The sequence below is a fragment of the Eubacteriaceae bacterium ES3 genome (assembly GCA_030586155.1).
Lineage (GTDB): Bacteria > Bacillota > Clostridia > Eubacteriales > Eubacteriaceae > Acetobacterium.
Window position 1 is genome coordinate 703,795 of sequence record CP130741.1, and the last position, 20,009, is coordinate 723,803.

At 40.4% G+C, this 20,009-nt stretch carries 16 protein-coding genes; 13 read left to right on the top strand and 3 right to left on the bottom strand.

What is annotated here, in order from left to right:
- Positions 1 to 1,125, top strand: a complete 1,125-nt coding sequence (locus tag Q5O24_03145) for an FAD-binding oxidoreductase (protein WKY48337.1) — start codon at positions 1 to 3, stop codon at positions 1,123 to 1,125.
- A 17-nt stretch (positions 1,126 to 1,142) separates the two neighbouring features.
- A complete protein-coding gene (locus Q5O24_03150; protein ID WKY48338.1) occupies positions 1,143 to 1,538 on the top strand; it encodes a Rid family hydrolase in 396 nt (131 codons plus the stop codon).
- 101 nt (positions 1,539 to 1,639) lie between these two features.
- On the opposite strand, the gene Q5O24_03155 is transcribed toward Q5O24_03150, so the two are convergent.
- Positions 1,640 to 2,167: a DUF308 domain-containing protein gene (locus Q5O24_03155; GenBank protein WKY48339.1), complete on the bottom strand. Its 528-nt coding sequence runs from the start codon at positions 2,165 to 2,167 to the stop codon at positions 1,640 to 1,642.
- Between the two features lie 81 nt (positions 2,168 to 2,248).
- On the opposite strand from Q5O24_03155, the gene Q5O24_03160 reads away from it, so the two are divergent.
- The 8 genes from Q5O24_03160 to Q5O24_03195 all read left to right on the top strand — a co-directional run bounded on the left by Q5O24_03160 (position 2,249) and on the right by Q5O24_03195 (position 10,740).
- Entirely contained in the window at positions 2,249 to 3,079 is an 831-nt protein-coding gene (locus tag Q5O24_03160) for a deoxyribonuclease IV (protein ID WKY48340.1), read from the top strand.
- Between the two features lie 122 nt (positions 3,080 to 3,201).
- Entirely contained in the window at positions 3,202 to 3,513 is a 312-nt protein-coding gene (locus Q5O24_03165) for a metalloregulator ArsR/SmtB family transcription factor (protein WKY48341.1), read from the top strand.
- 16 nt (positions 3,514 to 3,529) lie between these two features.
- A complete protein-coding gene (locus Q5O24_03170) occupies positions 3,530 to 5,776 on the top strand; it encodes a heavy metal translocating P-type ATPase (protein WKY48342.1) in 2,247 nt (748 codons plus the stop codon).
- 129 nt (positions 5,777 to 5,905) lie between these two features.
- Positions 5,906 to 6,535, top strand: a complete 630-nt coding sequence (locus tag Q5O24_03175) for a cobalamin-dependent protein (protein WKY48343.1) — start codon at positions 5,906 to 5,908, stop codon at positions 6,533 to 6,535.
- A 447-nt stretch (positions 6,536 to 6,982) separates the two neighbouring features.
- Positions 6,983 to 7,627, top strand: a complete 645-nt coding sequence (locus tag Q5O24_03180) for a cobalamin-dependent protein (protein ID WKY48344.1) — start codon at positions 6,983 to 6,985, stop codon at positions 7,625 to 7,627.
- A gap of 30 nt (positions 7,628 to 7,657) precedes the next feature.
- Positions 7,658 to 8,362, top strand: a complete 705-nt coding sequence (locus Q5O24_03185; protein ID WKY48345.1) for a GntR family transcriptional regulator — start codon at positions 7,658 to 7,660, stop codon at positions 8,360 to 8,362.
- A 20-nt stretch (positions 8,363 to 8,382) separates the two neighbouring features.
- Positions 8,383 to 9,090, top strand: coding sequence for a DUF1638 domain-containing protein (locus Q5O24_03190; GenBank protein WKY48346.1), 708 nt, complete (start codon positions 8,383 to 8,385; stop codon positions 9,088 to 9,090).
- Positions 9,091 to 9,264: 174 nt separating this feature from the next.
- A complete protein-coding gene (locus tag Q5O24_03195; protein ID WKY48347.1) occupies positions 9,265 to 10,740 on the top strand; it encodes a UDP-N-acetylmuramoyl-L-alanyl-D-glutamate--2,6-diaminopimelate ligase in 1,476 nt (491 codons plus the stop codon).
- Positions 10,741 to 10,779: 39 nt separating this feature from the next.
- Here the strand turns inward: Q5O24_03195 and Q5O24_03200 are convergent, their stop codons facing one another.
- Positions 10,780 to 12,663 (bottom strand): ABC-F family ATP-binding cassette domain-containing protein, encoded by a 1,884-nt coding sequence (locus Q5O24_03200; protein ID WKY48348.1) that lies wholly within the window; start codon positions 12,661 to 12,663, stop codon positions 10,780 to 10,782.
- A gap of 311 nt (positions 12,664 to 12,974) precedes the next feature.
- On the opposite strand from Q5O24_03200, the gene Q5O24_03205 reads away from it, so the two are divergent.
- Positions 12,975 to 13,448: a gamma carbonic anhydrase family protein gene (locus Q5O24_03205; GenBank protein WKY48349.1), complete on the top strand. Its 474-nt coding sequence runs from the start codon at positions 12,975 to 12,977 to the stop codon at positions 13,446 to 13,448.
- A 44-nt stretch (positions 13,449 to 13,492) separates the two neighbouring features.
- Here the strand turns inward: Q5O24_03205 and Q5O24_03210 are convergent, their stop codons facing one another.
- Complete coding sequence (locus Q5O24_03210) at positions 13,493 to 14,119, bottom strand: hypothetical protein (GenBank protein ID WKY48350.1); 627 nt, start codon at positions 14,117 to 14,119, stop codon at positions 13,493 to 13,495.
- 689 nt (positions 14,120 to 14,808) lie between these two features.
- Between Q5O24_03210 and ileS the strand changes: the two genes are divergently transcribed.
- Together ileS and Q5O24_03220 are read left to right on the top strand one after the other, a co-directional pair.
- Positions 14,809 to 17,904, top strand: a complete 3,096-nt coding sequence (gene ileS / locus Q5O24_03215) for an isoleucine--tRNA ligase (protein ID WKY48351.1) — start codon at positions 14,809 to 14,811, stop codon at positions 17,902 to 17,904.
- A gap of 333 nt (positions 17,905 to 18,237) precedes the next feature.
- Positions 18,238 to 19,995 carry a flagellinolysin gene (locus Q5O24_03220; GenBank protein ID WKY48352.1) on the top strand — a complete coding sequence of 586 codons (1,758 nt, stop codon included), beginning with the start codon at positions 18,238 to 18,240 and terminating at the stop codon, positions 19,993 to 19,995.
- Positions 19,996 to 20,009 lie beyond the last annotated feature (14 nt).

A 20,009-nucleotide genomic window follows, 5' to 3' on the forward strand; every position in this document is an offset into this window, starting at 1 on the left:
ATGAACAAAGCAGATGTAATTATTATTGGTTCCGGTGTGATCGGTAATGCAGCGGCTTATCACCTGGCTAAAGCGGGAAAATCAGTGATTGTTCTGGAAAAGGACGATAATATCGGTGACGGCGGCTCAACCAGAAATGGTGGCGGTGTCAGACAATCGGGACGACATCCAGCAGAGCTGCCGCTGGCTATGTTCGGAGTGAAAAATTTATGGCCTAATCTGTCAGAAGACCTGGGCGTTGATGTGGAGTATTATCAGGAAGGTAATTTGAGGTTAGGAAAAACTGATAAACATCTGGATATTCTAAACGGCCTGACTGATCGGGCGAAGACACTGGGTCTGGAAGTTGAGATGATTGATGGTGAGCAGGCTAGAGATATAAATCCCTATCTGTCTGATGAGGTCATCGGTGCCAGCTGGTGCCCGACTGATGGTCATGCCAATCCTTTGTTGGTCACTATGGCCTATTATAAAAAAGCTCGGGAATTAGGAGCTCAATTCGTCACTGGCGAAGAAGTGCTGGAGATAAGAAAAGTCAGAGGGTCTGCCAGAAAAGTTGTAACGCAGACAAATACTTATGAAGCGGATAAAATTATTTTGGCGGCAGGGCTAGGCAGTCGAAAAATTGCCAATACAATTGGCCTTGATGTACCGATGAATCCGGTTCTGTTAGAAGTTCTGGTTACAGAGGCCCAGCCTGAGATGTTCTATCAGATGCTGGGGACTGCTGAAGCAGATTTCTATGGTCATCAGAGCACTCATGGTTCATTTGTCTTTGGCGGGACATCGGGCTTGGACGCTTATCAGGAATATGATCCGGAACAGGCAACCCAGAGTGCAACGGCGCCCTGTATTTGTCGGGGAATCTTAAAATATTTTCCTGAAATGAAGGAATTTAAAATTATCAGAACCTGGGCCGGAACAATCGATGATTGCGTAGACCATATTCCGGTAATCAGTCATGTTGAAGAGGTACCGGGACTGATTTTGGCGTGTGGTTTTTCCGGACATGGTTTTGGGATTTCGCCTACCGTTGGATTGCTGTTGTCAGAAATGGCGATGGACCAGGAAACGACCTTAGACACGTCGGCATTTAGGTATGATCGGTTTAAAACAAAGATATAAATAGAAGAGGCAAAAAAATGGAAATGATTCGAAAAAACTATTCATCAGGAGCACCCTTGGAAGAGAAAGCGGGCTATTCCCGCATGGTATCAGTAGGTCCCTTTGTATCCATTGGCGGGACAACTTCCGTGCAGCCAGATGGCAGCGTTTATGGGATTGATGATCCTTATGGTCAGACAAAGTATGTGCTGGAAAAATTTGTGGATCTGCTTAAGCAGGCTGATGCATCTGTTGCTGATGTGACAAAAGTCAAAGTTTATACGACTGATATGGCTTATGCTCCGCAGATTGCTAGAGCCTATACGGAAATATTTTTTGAGGTCAAACCATTATTTACAATGGTTGGGACAACCATGCTAAACCGGGAAAGCCAATTGGTGGAAATTGAACTGGATGCTATAAAAGGCGCTTAAACTTAAAAAGGCGGTCACAAAATTGTGACTGCCTTTTTGCTTAATATAAAGTTTCAAAATAACAATAAATATTTCTCAATACTTTATAGAAGAATTAATTTTTATCGAATAGTGTGTGTGGACATGACTTCAGCAAAAAGTGCAATCCCACCGACGATCAGATAAATGCCGGCGATAAAACCGAATCCTAATAGAGCGGCAACAGGTGCAAAAATCAGGAATACTGATAGCAACAGGTTGATGACACCGGAAGCAATCAGCCATCCGCTGCCTTCAGCACCGGATTTTTTAATAGTCATCCCGGCAGAAAGCTGATTAATACCAGCCGACATGGACATAAAAGCCAGCATGAAAGCAAATGTACCGGCTGTCTGCAGCGTACTGGACATAACTAAAAGAATACCCAAAACAACGGCCATAATCCCTGTGACCAGTGTCCAGCCATTTTTAACCGTGCTCTTTGCATAAGTCACAATACTGAAAATACCATAAGCCAGGATCCCCAGCTCAAAAAGCCAAAAAATGATTTCAGCGGCAAAGACAGGTTTGGTAAATACAAGAACGCCCATGACAATCATGAGAATTGATACAATAATACCGAAAATCTTCATAGATTTCAAAAATTCCATTTTGTTTCTCCTTTTTTTAAATTGTATAAATCAATTTTACATGATAACCTTTATTTATACAAGTTAAGAGGAGGATAATTTATGCTAATTATTGGACCACATTTGTCTATTGCTAAAGGATTTACCAAAGCAGGACAGACTGCACTTGAAATAAATGCCAATACTTTTCAGTTTTTCACCAGAAATCCTCGGGGTGGAAAGGCAAAAGACCTGGAACAGAAAGATGTTGAAGGTCTTGTAGATATTATGGAAGAAAACAATTTTGGACCACTTTTAGCCCATGCACCCTATACCATGAATCTGGCCTCAGAAAATCCGGAAACCAGAGCATTTGCTCAGACAGTTTTTAAAGAGGATCTGCTAAGGCTTAAAGACTTACCTTGCCAGCTTTACAATTTTCACCCGGGCAGTCATACTGGTCAGGGGGTGGAAAAAGGGATTGGGCTGATCGTTGATGCTCTGAATGAATTGATGTGGGAAGACCAGAAAGCAACAGTGTTACTGGAAACCATGTCGGGAAAAGGAAGCGAAATTGGTCGTAGTTTTGGTGAGCTGAGAGCAATCATTAATGATCTTTCGTTAAAAAATAAAATCGGAGTTTGTCTGGATACCTGCCATGTCTATTCAGCCGGCTATAATATTACGGAAGAACTTCAGTCTGTGCTTGATCAGTTTGACCGCATGATTGGACTGAAATTTTTAAAAGCGATTCATTTAAATGATAGCATGATGCCATTTGAAAGTCATAAAGATCGCCATGAAAAACTGGGAAAAGGAACGATTGGGAAAAAGGCCTTTGAAAAAATCGTTACAGAACCAATACTCAAAGATATTCCTTTTTTTCTGGAAACACCTTATGATAACTATTTGGGTTATGCTGATGAAATTGCCTGGTTACGTAGTTTATCGTAATGTGAAAAAGGATCCGATGGGATTCTTTTTTTTGTATTAAAACAAAATAGATTGACAATAAGGGGAAATTTGGTATAATCAATATGTGAATAAGTGTTCACGTATTGAATGGAGGAGGGCTTATGATAAAAGAAGAATCAGTCAGTTATAATGATGATCTCCTGTTCACTGCAGCAGAATTTTTTAAAGTATTAGGAGATTCCACTCGGATTAAAATAGTTTCGCTCTTATTTGAACAGGGAGAGCTTTGTGTCGGTGATATAGTTGATCAGGTTCAGGTTTCAAGAACTGCCGTATCCCATCAGTTGCGGGTTTTAAAAGATAATCGAATCATATCTAACAGAAAAGATGGCCAGATGAAATATTATCGGCTGGATGATCATCATATTGAGGATATTGTCCGGTTAAGCATTATACATTTACAGCATCAGTAAAAAAAGAGGTGACAAAATGAAATTATATTTAGATGGGCTGACCTGCGCAAGCTGTGCAGGAAAAATTGAACGTTTGGTTAGTAAAATGCCTAATATTAATGAGGTAAGTTTTTCAATGGCTACTGGAACCTTAAATATTGAAGAGGGAATGGATTTCTCGCCGGAAGTTACCTTTGATGCGGTGGTCAAGCTGGTTAAATCACTGGAACCACATGTAGTCGTCAGTAAAACAAAATTTAGCGAGACGATAAAACCTGATTGTCACTGTCATGAAGGGAGCTGCTGCTCTGGTCATGTTGAAACACATTCAGAACATGAAGACCACCATCATGGACATGACGGACATCAGCATGGAGAAATGGAAAAGCGTGAGAAAATTGAATTGCTGATTGCCATGATTTTATTTGTCGGTGGATTTGTGACCAAAGCTTTGATGCCAGAAACACTTGCAGCGGTTTCAATGGGAATATTTTTGGGAGCATATCTCCTGGCTGGTTATCACGTTATTCTGCTGGCGCTCAAAAACATCGGACATGGTCAGATTTTTGATGAAAATTTCCTGATGGCCATTGCTACGGTGGGTGCTCTTATTTTAGGTGAATGGCCGGAAGCGGCTGGGGTCATGATTTTCTTTGGTGTCGGAGAATATTTTCAGGCTAAAGCCGTTGATAATGCAAGAAATGCGATCTCCGAAACCATTCATTTCAGTGTCGAAAACGCTCATCTGATTGATGGTGAGGGCACCCGTACCGTTGACGCAACGATGATCAGGAAAGATGATCTGCTACTGGTTAAGCCAGGGGAAAAGATTCCGGCTGATGGAGTAGTATTTGAAGGACTTTCTTATCTTGATACTTCACCGCTGACCGGCGAGTCTTACCCTCGAAAAGTAAATGTTGGCGATACAGTTCTCAGTGGCATGATTAACGGCCAGGATGTTCTGAAAATCAGGGTAACAAAAGATTATGAAGACTCAACTGCAGTAAAAATTATGCACCTTATCGAAGAGGCCAGTGATCGGAAAGGGAAAACAGAAAAATTCATTACTAAGTTTTCTCGATACTATACCCCAGCTGTTGTTATATCGGCTCTGCTCTTGGCTATTATACCACCGCTATTGATAGAAGGCGCAAGCTTTGAAACCTGGATCTATCAGAGCTTGATTTTTCTTGTCGTTTCATGTCCCTGTGCTTTGGTTTTATCAATCCCGATTTCGTATTTTGGCGGCATTGGCCGGGCTTCAAAAGAAGGGATTTTAATAAAAGGCGGTAATTACCTGGATGTTTTATATCAGGTTGATACTTTTGTTTTTGATAAAACCGGTACCCTGACCCTTGGAGAATTCTCAGTTTTGCAGGTGGAGCTGGCTGAAGGGATACAAAAAGACGACTTTCTTCAAGCCGCAGCGGCTGGAGAATATTTCTCCAATCACCCTATTGCAGAAGCTGTTAGAGATTATTCAAAATGCCGGATTTCGGAAAAGTCTTTGTCCGAACATAAAGAAATACCGGGTAAAGGAACCCAGGTTAAATGGGAAGGCAAAAGCGTGCTGGTGGGCAATAAGAGTTTATTCAGCGAAAATGAAATAGTAACACCTGATTGGGACGGCGAAGGGACCATTGTTTATGTGGCAATTGATGAAAAATTTGCAGGAATGATGATTCTTGGTGATCAGATAAAAGAAAATGCTGAAAAAATGGTAGTTGGATTAAAAAATATTGGGATCGAGAAAACCGTAATGCTTAGTGGCGATAATCAGAAAACGGCTGATAGAGTCGGTCGAATCCTTGGACTTGATCAGGTGGTTGGAGATTGTCTGCCCCAGGATAAAGTTTCTGAGTTTGAAAAGATTAAGAAGACAAGTAAAAAGACGGTCTATGTTGGCGATGGGATGAATGATGCTCCGGTTCTGGCAATTTCTGATGCCGGTATGGCAATGGGAGGATTAGGATCCGATGCGGCGATTGAAGCAGCCGATATTATACTGATGAAGGATGATCCCCAGGATATTCTAAAAGCTGTTGATATAGCTCAATATACTCGAAAAATCATGATTCAAAATATTGTTTTGGCTCTGGGAATAAAATTTCTGGTACTGGGACTGACAGTAATGGGCTTCGGTGAGATGTATATGGCAGTATTTGCCGATGTCGGGGCTGCGGTTATTACGATCCTCAATACTAGCCGGATTTTAAGATACCAAGGTCGGTCAGGAAATGATAGGCGAGATACCATGAATTTGAAACCTACTGAAGTGAACTGATGTTCACTTCTTTCTTATAATGTGGAAGCGTTTACTTGACATTAGACAGAGAAAAGTGTATGATACCCTCATAAACATGTACACACAAGCTAAACATGTTATTCTTATTGTAATAAGGAAGGTAAAGCTATGTTGGATTTAAAAGTGTTAACTCAAGCGGTGGGAGACTTGGAAGAAGAAGAGGTAATTGATCTTTTAAATGAGTTTGTAGAAACAAACCCTTCTGAGGATGAGGCGCAGGAAGCCGTAGCAGCATGCCAGGGAGGAATGGCGATTGTTGGCGACCTGTTTGAAAAAGGTGAATATTTTGTTGGAGATCTGATTTTTGCCGGAGAATTACTAACAGAAGCAATCAATACATTAAAACCTGTTCTGGGAGGAAGTGGTGCAGGTTCAAGTGGAACAATTATTATTGGAACCGTACATGGAGATCTCCATGATATCGGAAAAAATATTTTCAAGAGCATGTGTGAAGCAGCTGGTTTTGAAGTTGTTGATTTGGGGATTGATGTTGCACCAGAAATTTTTGTCGAAAAGGCTAAAGCCGTTCAGCCGGATATTATCGGTATGAGTGGGGTTTTAACTTTGGCAATTGATTCGATGAAAGATACAGTTGATTCGCTAAAGGCGGCAGGTGTTAACGCCAAAATAATTATTGGCGGAAATCCGGTCACTAAAGAAGCCTGTGAATTTGTGGGAGCAGATAATTATACAACTAATGCGGCTGAAGGCGTAAAAATGTGTCAAGCTTGGATTTAGCATTATAAGGCATCCATTACAGGTGCCTTTTTTAAGTTAGAGGTATATATCAATATTGCATAACAGTAAGGCTGGCAGTTACTTAATAAAAAATTAAGAACTTTTGATGATAATTGTATATACAGGTCGATATAAGTATGCTATAATTTATCAAACGATTTCAAATGATAAAAAGACTGGATCTGAATTGAACAAATTTTTCCATGTCATTGGAATAAATATAAAAGTGTTTAGTAGCAGAGATTATTTGTAAAATGAAATTTTTTTGAAATTCAATTGCAAACGAAATATGGTTGATGAATTCTATTTCAACCAAAAGATGAAAGTCTTATTTTAACAAAAAACAGTATACTTAAACAAGAACATAGATTCAGGCAAGACTTCGGTTGACAGACGAGACGCTGTACCTGAGGTTTTATTGTATATTAGGATAAATGGAGCAGAGGGATGAAACAGAGTATTGTTAGATCGATAGAAGGACTATACGAAGATCGGACTCTGGAGCTCGTAAGAATAGCCATACGAAAAGGGTTTAAACCCATCGATATTTTTAACTGGTTGCAGGCAGGGATGGAACGAGTGGGCAAATTATACGAGACCAGTGATTATTTTATTGCCGATCTGATTTTTGCCGGAATAATCTTTCAGGAGGTTATGGAGCTAGAAGAGCTGATAGCTTTTAATCAGCCTGCGCCTGAACAAACTATTGGAAAAATGTTGTTATTATCGGTCTTTGGAGATTGTCATGATATTGGGAAGAATATTTTTGGTTCATTCTCAAGGACCGCCGGTTTTGAAATTATTGACATTGGAACAGATGTGCCCTTGGATACGGTTATTTCGTCTGTTGAAAAATATAAGCCTGATATTATTGCTCTTAGTGGGATGCAACAGGAAACGCTTTACGAAATGCGGGCAATTGTCTGTGAATTAATTAATCGTGGTATTCGTGACGACTATAAAATAATTATTGGTGGGGCAGTGATTGATGAAAAGGCCGGTCAGATTGTGGGAGCAGATTTTGCAACAAAGGATGTGACCCTAGGGGTTGATAAATGTAAGTTGTGGATGCTTGAAAAATCCGGTAAATAATAGAAACGAGTGGACCAAGGTGGTGAGTATATGGGATCTCCCGAATATTTAAGAATAGTAGAAGCAATTAAGCAAAAGATAACCAGCGAAGAAATTAAGCCAGGTGATGCCATACAGTCGGAGAATCTTCTTTGTGAGGAGTTTAATGTCAGTCGAATGACCGTCCGCAAGGGTTTGGCAGTTTTGGTTAATGAAGGGTATATCTATTCTATTCCAGGAAAAGGGAATTACGTTTGTGAACCAGATCTTGATTTATATACCCTGCATTTTGATGAAATGTTGCCGAGCGAGAAAAAGGGTGAAGAAATTCGCTTAATGGAAGTTAATGTCATCAAACCCAGTTATGAGGTTGGCTTCAATTTGGAAATTCAGGAAAACAAACACGTTATTGTTGTAAAACGCGTTTTCGTTAATGATGGGATTGTTAAGGCATTTGATGTCAAGTATATTCCCTATTATCGCGGAATACCGATTGTCGAGAAGGAAATACGTTATGCGACTTTTCCGGAAATGGTAGCCAAGAAAAACTCCATTTTTGCGATGACTAAAAAACTAAAGATTCGTGCAGCTGCAGCTAAAGGTGAAGTGAGCCAGGTGCTTGATATTTTGGATGGCGAACCGGTACTGGTCGTTGAACAAAAACTACTTGATGAAAAAGATCATCCCATTGGCTGGGGTTTAATGTATTTTTCAGGAGAAGATGCAGGTCTGGAAGCAGTCGCATCCTTTGATTAGCAATGAACAGAGGGGAGATCATGAAAGAAAAAGTTTTACTGATTGCTTGTGGCATGATAAAAGGTGAATTGAGCTTGGCAATGGAGAATTGTGGAATTTTTTATGATACCATTTGGATGCCGGCGGAACTGCACATCAATCCTGATCTTCTTCGAAATGAACTGCAAAAGGCAATTGATAATAATCAAAACTATGGGTTGATCTTATTGGCATATGGGAATTGCGGACATGGCCTGGTAGGGCTGGTCAGCCAAAACACCAGACTGGCCTGTTTGAGACTGGAAGATTGCATTCATGTCCTTTTACATAATGAAAAAAATTTAAAAAAAATTCGTGGGGAATCCTATTTTATCACCAAAGCCTGGTTAAACAGTAAGAAATCCCTGAAAGAGGAATACCATTACGCGATTAGACGCTATGGATCTAAACGTGCTGAAGCAATTATGGGGATAATGTTTAAGAATTATAAATCGATGGTTATGGTTGACGCTGGAGCATATAGTTTAGACAGTTGGGTTTATTGTGCTAAACACTTGAGTCAGGTTCTAAAGTTGGATTTTAAAACGATGACGGGCGATGTCGGTCTATTGGAAAAGTTCTTATCACTGAATTGGGATCGTCAGGTTGCAGAATTTGAACCGGGTAGAATGATTAGTAAAGATGATTTTGGAATGGAGTGCACTATTGCTGGTTTTTCTACTTCATTCCCAATGGTTATTGATAAATAATCGTAAACGACTACAAAAACACAGAAAACTCTTTTGCTGAATCTTGACAGATAATGTAAAGGGGTTTTTCTTTATGCACAATAACAATAGAAAAAGCGTTTTTCAGATGATAGAAAGTAGACAAGAAAAAGCCGAAGAAGTATAATGTTAAGAGCAAATAAGGAGAACGCAGGAATGAAATTAGAAAAACTACTTAATAATATAGAAATTACTGATATAAAAAATCTTGATAAGAAACGAAAGATTGAGGGAATCGCTTATGATTCGCGAAAAGTTATACAAGAGGGTATTTTTGTTGCAATTGACGGATACGTTACCGATGGTCACCTTTATATTGAGCAGGCGATTGATAAGGGGGCGGTTGTTATTATCCATGAAAAGGAGCTAGACAAATATCCTGAAAAGGTTGCGTTTGTAAAAGTGGCTGATTCTCGCCACGCATTGGGATTATTGGCCAGTGCTTTTTATAGCGATCCGTCTCAGGGTATGATGATGACTGGGGTGACGGGCACAAATGGAAAAACGACGGTCACCAGTATGCTCAAACATATTTTTGAAACAACAGGAAAAAAATGCGGATTAATTGGCACCATTAATAATTTGATTGGTGATAAGATAATTGATAATAAAGGACGAACAACGCCTGAATCCCTTGAAGTACAAGAAACTATTGCGGAGATGAAAAATAATGGGTGTAGCCATCTTTTTATGGAGGTTTCATCACATGGTTTAGCTTTAGATCGAGTTAATGGTGTGCATTTTGATTACGGAATTTTTACGAATCTGACTCAGGATCATTTGGATTATCATAAAACTTTTGAAAATTATTTTGAAGCTAAGTCAAAACTATTTTTTCAGACTGAAAAAGCAGCCATAATTAATGCGGATGACAAATGGGGTGGCATATTAAGAGATACCCTGGAGGAAAAGACTGATATACCGATTATTACTTATGGAATGGATGTAAAATGTGATTATTTTGCAACCGATATTGAAATGACAAAAAAAGGATCGCATTTTACCTTAGTTACACCGACTGGTGAAGAGCAAATATATATTAATATTCCTGGGGAATTTATGATTTACAACGCCATGGCAGCGATGATTGTCGCTTGTCGTGAACAGGTACCAATGTCGCTGATTATAGAAGCGGTCGCGCATTTTCCCGGAGTTGAGGGACGAATGGAAATCTTAGAAACTAAAGCACCATTTGGGGTAGTTATCGATTATGCTCATTCCCCGGATTCTCTGGAGAAGCTTTTATTGTCGGTCCGCAAGATTTTTGATGGCAGGATCATTTTGGTTTTTGGTTGCAATGGTGATCGAGATAAAGAAAAACGGCCAATTATGGGGAAGATTGCCGGTGAATTGGCAGATTTTATCGTTGTTACCTCTGATAATCCGGCCAGTGAAGAACCATTAACTATTATTAAAGCGGTACTATCGGGTGTGCAGGAAAAAACTGATCAGTATGCAATAGAGGAAATCAGACAGGAAGGTGTTTTTCACGGTGCACGACTTTGTAAAGCTGGAGATGTATTGGTGTTGGCTGGAAAAGGGCATGAAAAGCAGGAAATACTAAAAGAAAAAACCCTTTATTACAATGAATGGGACACTGCCAGAGAAGCTCTTAGACGGCTTGGCTATTAAAAAAAGAAACAGTTTATCCGTTTCTTTTTTTCGTGGTCTTTAATTAGCTGTTTTTAAAGTTTCCAGTTCTTCTAGTCGTTCCATTGCCTCAAGATAGCGATCTTCAAGTTGATCTTTTTCATTATTCAGCTGCTCAAGTTTGACGTAATCACTGAGATCTTGAGTCATTTCTGTACTAATTTGCTCAAGTCGATTTTCAATTTCCGGGATTTCGCATTCGAGGGCTTCGAATTCACGTTTTTCCTTGTAAGTCAGGCCTTTGCGAACATTTTCTTTGGGTGGTCTGCCACCTGATTTTTTAGTCGTGGCATCAGATATGCTTTCAGATAAGCCTTTTTTGGCAATATAATCGGAATAATTACCGGTTTGAACGATTGTTTTACCATCGCCAATAAAGGCAATGATTTTTTCGCAGGTACGGTCTAAAAAATACCGGTCATGAGAAACAGTAATGACAGAACCGGGGAAGTCGTCCAAATAGCTTTCAAGGATTGACAGTGTTTCCAGATCCAAATCGTTTGTAGGTTCATCAAAAAGCAATACATTTGGTTTTTGAATCAGGATGCCCATTAAATAGAGACGCCGTTGTTCGCCGCCTGACAGCTGTTTAATATAGACCCATTGCTTGTTTCGGTCAAATAGAAAGGTTTCCATCATTTGAGCGGCGCTTACCGTTTGTCCGGTGCTGTCTGTGACTGTTTCGGCCAGTTCTCGGATATATTCAATGGCTTTGAGATTTTGATCCATTTCTTCGGATTCCTGAGAAAAATAACCGAAGCGGACCGTTTCACCGATCTCAATATGGCCCTGATCCGCTTGTATGCGTCCTGTAAGCAGATTTAAGAGGCTTGATTTGCCCAAACCATTGTTCCCGATAATACCGATCCGTTCACCCTGGCCAATAATCAGGCTAAAGTCATCAAGGACTTTTTTAGAAGCAAAGGATTTTGAAACATGGTCCAGCTCGATGACTTTTTTTCCCAGACGGGTGGTTGATAGGCCGATATCAAGTTTTTGCTGGTTTAAATTGACTTCCTGATCTTTAAGTTCTTCAAAGCGCTGGATACGGGCTTTTTGTTTTGTGGTTCTGGCTCTGGCTCCGCGTCTGATCCAGGCCAGTTCCTGGCGGTAAAGATTTTGTCTTTTCTGTTCGCTGGCAAGTGCCATCTCTTCTCGAGTGGCCTTGAGTTCCAGAAAGGCTGCGTAATTTCCTGAGTATTCATAGAGATTTCCCTGCGAAAGTTCAAAGGTTTTGGTGACAACCCGATCTAAAAAATACCGGTCATGGGTAACCATTAACAAGGATCCTTGTCGATTCATTAAATAGTTTTCCAGCCAGTCAATCGTTTCATTGTCCAAATGATTAGTCGGTTCGTCAAGGATTAACAAATCGCAATCTGACAAAAGCGCCGCTGCCAGAGCAACGCGTTTCTTTTGTCCACCGGAACATTCACCAATTTTCTGTTGCAGGTGGTTGATGCCAAGTCGTGACAGGATGGTCTTGATCTGAGCCTGAAAATCCCAGAGACTCTGGTCATCAATAACTTGAGAAAGTGATAAAAGTCGGCCTTCAAGTTTTTTATCATGGGGATTCTCGTTTACCAGTTCAAGAGTTTCTTCATAATCACGTATCAGAGAGATTTCCGGTGAATCCATTTTCAGGACAGCTTCAAGAATAGGCAGGTCTGCCTCAAAAATCGGGTCTTGAGGCAGGTATTCGATACGTTTGCTGCCAAAAAAAGTGACAGTTCCTGCGTCAGGCGGTTCTGTTCCAGCAAGTACCTTAATTAATGAAGTTTTTCCGGTGCCGTTTAAGCCAATCAGACCTATTTTGTCATTTTCATCAATTCCAAAATTGAGATCTGAAAAAAGTATTTTTTCGCCATAGGTTTTGGTCAGGTTTTCGATTTGTGCAATATGCATATTCATTCCTTTTAATTTGAAGTAAACATATTTTAACATAAGACTGGCAGCGATTAAAATTTATTTTATTTTTTTAGGCGTTCTAACTAAAATTAACAGATTATAAGGGGTTTTGAACAGTTATATTAGCTTGAATTTATGTTACAATAATACATATTTAAAGACGGAAAGTAATTAATGTAGTATTTTTGATAAGATATTTGGAAATCCATTAAAGTGACAATGTTTAGGAGATATGCTGCTAAAGTAAATCATGTTTTAAGAATGAGGCTGATTTTTAGGTCAGGCCTTGAACATATGGAGGTAAAAGTATGATGCTCGGTAAGACCGTATTTATTGCAAAAAGTGCGGATGTTGTTGGCCGCGTTAAATTGGGGAATTTTGTTAGTATCTGGTTTCAGGCTGTAATCCGTGGTGATGTAGACAGCATTACGATTGGCAATAATACAAATATACAGGATGGAACTGTGGTGCATGTGGCGCCGGGGCACCCGACGATTATTGGTGAAGGTGTCAGTGTGGGCCATAATGCGATCATTCACGGCTGCACAATTGGTGATAATGTACTGGTAGGGATGGGGGCGATCATTTTAAATGGAGCTCAGATCGGTGATAATTCTATCGTTGGGGCTGGTGCGCTGGTTACTCAAGGAAAGGTGTTTCCACAAAATTCCTTAATTATTGGTAGCCCGGCTAAAGCGGTCCGAACCCTTTCTGAAGAAGAGATCCAGTCTATACGGGATAATGCTGAAGAATATTTGGATACGATGAAAGGCTATATGTAAAAGCAAAACCCGATGAGAGATCATCGGGTTTTGTAGATGTGAGATTAACTGATCTGTTCGATATAAATACTGGCAGCACTATTCCCTGGCAGATCTGTTTTCTCCTGAATGTTTGGCGAAATAGATACACGAACAGAGTACGCGCCTGAAGTTGCTGTGAAATTGGTTGTTTCAGATACTGTTTCTTCACTAAAATCGGCGAGGTTTGACATCAGACTGCGGTAAAATGCGGCCTGTTCATCAGTACTGTTTTGCGAGACGAAAGAAGTCAACCAGCCAGGGTTACCAGATGCACTGGTGATTAGCTGGGATTCAGAAACCATAGTGGCATTGTACAAAGGAATCAGCTCACTGGGATAGCCAGAAGCCAAAAGGTTTGAACTATCATCATACATGGCATCCTGATTGTCGGCAATAATCTGTTGAACGGCCTGAGGCACTTCAATTGCGGCAGAAGGGGTTTCGTCGGGAATGTTTGAAGTATCAGGGGTTTCATCTGTTGTCTTATCGTCAGAAGCATCAGTGGTGGTGTCGGTAGTATCTGTAGTGGTTTCCTCTGATGTCTGATCGCTGGCAGTATTTTGATCTTTTAATTGAGGAATTAAAAAAACCATTGCTGCAAGTAGAACGACAACGAGTATCACCGTTATGATAATTGAACGTTTTTTCATTAGGTTCTCCTTTTAATAAATAATGGAATGAAATTCCACTTATCATATTATTATAAACGAAATACTTAAAGTTTCAAATAAAGATTTCAAAAAACTTGATTTTACAGGCAGTTTTGGTTAGAATATGAGTCAGTAATAAAGAAAAATTAAATGTTTTGATAAGGACGTCTGGGAGTTGCCATAAGACAGAGAATTAATCAATTGGTGAGAGATTAATACTAAACTTCCGGTGGATCACCTTTGAACAGGCTACCTGAAATAAAGTTTTTCATATTTGAATTCTTTAGATTAGGGTATCCCGGGGAACCGTTATATTCATAAATGAGTGGGCATTTTGTGTCAACTTGGGTGGTACCGCGAACTTTTCGTCCCTTGATTTTATCAGGGGACTTTTTTGCGCGAAAAATGAAGCCGTGCGCAGATTGAGATAATTAATCCGATTGAAAGCTCGCTTTCAGAAGCGGATTAATTATCTCAATCTGCGGAGGGCGAAGCCCGCGATGAGGTGGCGCGACAGCGACACCGAATGCACGGCAATGTTTTTCAGCTTTGTAAAGACAAGGGAGGGCGAAGCCCGCGATGAGGTGGCGCGACAGCGACACCGAATGCACGGCAAGTCCAAAACGAGGAAAAAATCGATTCATAGGGATTTGTGAAACTATGAATGTACATAAACAGGAGGTACAGATTTGGCAGAGTTTAAACTGATATCGGAAGAGCAAGTAGGAGAAAAAGAAAATGTGATGGCTGAAAAATGGGAGGAGATGAATCTTCTCAAACAATCCATCGACAATCGTGAAGGGTGCGAAAATTACGTTTTTTATGAAGGTCCGCCGACTGCTAATGGTCGACCGGGAATTCATCATGTTCTGGCCAGAACCCTTAAAGATACGGTCTGTAAGTATAAGGTAATGGATGGTTATCGGGTTGTTAGAAAGGCTGGTTGGGATACTCATGGTCTGCCGGTTGAAATTGAGGTGGAAAAATCCCTGGGACTATCCAGCAAGCCGGAAATTGAAGCCTACGGGATTGATAAATTCAACCAGAAGTGTAAGGACTCGGTTTTTAATTATGAAAGTCAATGGAAAGAAATGACGAAAAAAATGGGATACTTCATAGATATGGAAGACCCATATATTACCCTGGATAATAATTATATTGAATCGGTCTGGTGGATTTTAAATAAATTTCATGAAGAAGGCTTTTTATATGAAGGTCATAAAATTCTGCCGTATTGTCCACGATGTGGAACCGGTCTGGCTTCTCATGAGGTCGCGCAAGGGTATGAGGAGATCAAGTCGAATACCGTTGTTGTAAAATTCAAACGAAAAGATGCCGATGAGTATTTCCTGGTTTGGACAACTACTCCATGGACCCTGGCTTCTAATGTCGCTTTGGCGGTCCATCCGGATGCCGACTATATTAAAGCTAAAGTCGATGAGATGGTTGTGATCTGTGCTAAGGTATTGGCACCGTCACTTCTTTCTAAAGGTTATGAAGTGCTGGAAGAAATGAAGGGTCGAGACCTTGAATATATTGAATACGAGCAGCTCATGCCTTTTGTGGCGGCAGATAAGAAGGCCTTTTATGTAACCTGTGCCGATTATGTCACCACCGAAGACGGGACCGGTATCGTTCATATTGCTCCGGCTTTTGGTGAGGATGACTACAAGGTTGGTCGAGAATACAATCTGCCGGTACTGCAGCCGGTAGCTGAGGACGGAAAATATACAGAAACCCCCTGGAAGGGGCAATTTGTCATGGATGCCGATGTAGAAATCATCAAATGGCTGAAGGGAGAGGATAAGCTCTTTAAAAAAGAAAAAGTTTCGCATAATTACCCCCATTGCTGGAGATGTAAAACGCCCCTGCTCTATTATGCAAAACCCAGCTGGTATCTGGAGATGACAAAGATCAAGGATCGTCTGATTGAAAATAATAATGGGGTTGAATGGTATCCGGATTTTGTTGGTGAAAAACGTTTTGGCAACTGGCTGGAAAACTTGAATGACTGGGCGATTTCGCGAAGTCGTTATTGGGGAACCCCTTTAAACGTCTGGCGATGTGAAGAGTGTGGCAAGCTTGAATCGATTGGTTCACGAAAGGAACTAGTAGAAAAAGCAGTAGAAAATATTGATGAATCCATCGAACTTCACCGTCCTTATGTGGATGAGGTCCACCTGACTTGTCCGGATTGCGGCAAAACCATGACGCGGGTAAAAGATGTTATTGACTGCTGGTTTGATTCCGGTTCTATGCCTTTTGCCCAGTATCATTATCCTTTTGAAAATAAAGAATTATTTGAAGAACAGTATCCGGCTGATTTTATTTGTGAAGGGATTGATCAGACTCGTGGCTGGTTCTATTCACTGCTGGCTATTTCTTCCTTTGTGACTGGTAAATCGCCATATAAACGTGTGCTGGTTAATGATCTGATTCTGGATGCTGATGGCCATAAGATGTCAAAATCTAAGGGCAACACGGTTAATCCTTTTGAAATGTTTGAGCAGTTTGGGGCCGATGCCCTGAGATGGTATTTACTTTACGTCTCACCGGCATGGACACCGACTCGTTTTGATGTCAAAGGTTTAAAAGAAGTTCAGAGCAAGTTCTTTAATACTTTGAAGAATACCTATCAGTTTTTTGCAATGTATGCCAACACTGATTCAATCGATCCTCGGAGTTTCTTTGTTCCATATGAAAAACGACCAAATATCGATGCCTGGATTCTTTCAAAATATAATCGTCTGGTTAATGAAGTACGGGCTGAGATGGATATTTTCGACCTCACAAAGGCAGTTCGAAAAATCCAGAATTTTGTCAATGAGGATTTGTCAAACTGGTATATCAGAAGAAATCGCCGTCGATTTTGGGCTAGTGAGCTGACAGAAGATAAAAAGGCTGTTTATAATACAACCTGGGAAGTTCTGGAAGGAGTCGTCAGACTTTGCGCTCCTTTTGCACCTTATATCACAGAAGAACTCTATCAGAATTTAACTGGAGAAGTATCGGTCCATCTGGCTGACTATCCAAGTGTTAATGAATACCTGATTCAGGGCTCTATCGAGGAACCTATGGATCTGGTTAGAGATCTTGTATCACTTGGTCGATCGGCTAGAGAAGATGCCCAGATCAAAGTCCGCCAGCCACTGTCAAAAATGATTATTGATGGCAAGCATAAGGAACTGATCGGTAATTTGACTGACCTGATTGAAGAAGAATTAAATATTAAAGAAGTAGTTTATGAAGAAAACTTGAGTGATTTCATGAACTATTCATTAAAACCCGATTTCAAGGTTGCTGGACCAGTATTGGGCAAGAATGTAAAACTGTTGGGTAAAGCATTAGCAACAGTTGATCCGATGGAAGTCGTTTCAAAATTGGAGGCAGATGGTGAAATGACCATCGAATTTGAAGGAGAAAAGCTGCTGATTAAAAAAGACTTCATTGATGTTCGAATTTCAGCTAAAGAAGGCTTTAATGTTCAGATGCTTAACAACCAGTTTATCATCCTCGATACTGGCCTGAATCAGGAGCTTCTTGATGAAGGATATGCCAGAGAACTGGTATCAAGAATCCAGCAGCTGCGAAAGTCAAGCGGTTTTGAAGTGATGGACCATATCAAAATCTTTTATGCGGCGGATGAAGAATTCACCGCTGCTGTTAAAAAGTATGAAGATTTTATTATGAAAGAAACCCTGGCAGATCAGATTACTGTTTCTAATGATGGGGAAGTTTTTAATTTGAATGGGCATGATGTAAAAGTGGGTGTTGAAAAAATTTAGGTTAAAAATTAAATAAATATAATATTCAAAGCCTGCGTCGAAGTTTAAATAATCTTCGATGTGGGCTTTAAATTTCATCAGGAAGGGAGTAATATAGTAAAGGCAAAGTATGACAGCAATTAGAGCGGTGATGTTATTTAAAAAGCATAAGAATAAAAATATTGGGAAAATTGCGAAATGCTCTAATGTAAAATAATAAGTGTGCCGATATTACTATTAATCAATAAAGACTGTAATAATATGCCGGCGACGGTATTGGTCAAAATAATGGTATTATAGTCGGTAATGAGATACAGACAGTTATTGATAATCTTGAAGAAAGGAGGTTAGAGTATGCGAATTAATCATAATATGACGGCATTGAACAGCTATGGCCAGCTCAATCAAAATAACACTGCAGTAGCAAAGTCTATCGAAAAACTATCTTCTGGACTTAGTATCAATAAGGCTGGCGACAATGCAGCGGGCCTTGCAATTTCCGAAAAAATGCGTGGTCAGATCAGAGGCTTAGATCAGGCAGACAAAAACACTCAGAATGCTATTTCGATGATCGAAACAGCCGAAGGTGCTCTAAATGAAACCCATTCAATCATTCAAAGGATACGTGAACTTTCTGTTCAGGCGGCCAATGATACCAACGCGACAGAAGATCGGGAAGCCATTCAATTGGAAATTGATGAGCTGGTCAAAGATGTCGACCGGATCGGTAACAATACCGAATATAACACTATAAAGCTTTTGAATAAGGGAAATGCGTCGATGTCAATGGCTGACCAGCAGAATTTGATTTCCAGTCTAAAAAAATACTGGCTTTTCGATGCTGAAAAGCTGGTGGAAGATAGTTATGGCTTAACGGCTGACAATGTTTCATTGACTGTTGAATTTACCAATGATACATCCAGCTCCTATGCGGCAATGGTTGTAGGAAGTTACACTTATGTGCCGGGTGATACAGTCGGTGCAGAGGATATCACTGGAAAGGGCTCAAATCTGACATTGAAAATTAATATGGCTTATTCTCAGCCGACTGATACGGCAGATGGAGGAACCTATCCTCAGTATGTAGATCGGGTGATTGCTCATGAAATGACCCATGCAGTCATGATGCGGACCATGAATTTTGGAGATCTCTCAACTTGGTTCTCTGAAGGTGTTGCTGAATTTACCCATGGTGGCGATGAACGATTAGAATCTGCAATTGCTTCACTTGGTAGTATTAACGCGGTAGTTGCAAACTTTGGTACCGGCGCAGAATCGGATTGGAATGGTGTAGCAAATGATTATGGATCGGCATATTTGGCTGTGCGTTATATGGATCAACAAATCAAAGCGGAAGGTGGAACGGGGGTTAAAGAAGTACTTCAGTATTTAAAAGATAATCCAAACGATACGCTTGATGATGCTTTGGCAGATGCAAAGAATAATTATGTTTTCCTTACATTTAATGATTCAGCATCTTTTGTCGCTGATTTTACCGCATCTGTTTCTGATGCTACATATGTTGCAGAAACTGGCATTATTTTAGATGCTGGTGCCGAAGATGATACCGGTTCAGCTACCGGATCTGAAGGTGGGACTGGTGGAGATTTGAATGCTGAAGATATTATGTCGGAAACAGGTGGAGCTGCTGGTGCTGAGGAAGAACAACCTTTAGATCATTTCACAGTTATCTGGCCAAATCTATCTGATTCAGTAGCCCAATCCTTTACCATGCAGATTGGTGCCAATACAGGGCAGAAAATGACCATCAGTACCAGTGACATGCGGGCCGAAGCTCTGGGTCTTGATGAGATCCGGGTGACATCACATTCTCAGGCCAATACAGCGATCAGTACCTGTGATTCGGCCATGACTATGGTCTCTGCCGAACGCTCTCGGCTTGGGGCCTATCAGAACAGATTAGAGCATACCTCGTCTAATCTTATGTCTGCCTCAGGAAGTTTAAGTAAGTCAGAGTCTCAGATTAGAGATGTGGATATGGCTAATGAAATGATGACCCTTACCAAGCAGAATATCCTGATGCAATCTGCCCAGGCCATGCTTTCTCAGGCTAATCAGCAACCACAAGGGGTAATGCAGTTACTGGCGTAAAAGGAGGCGATTTA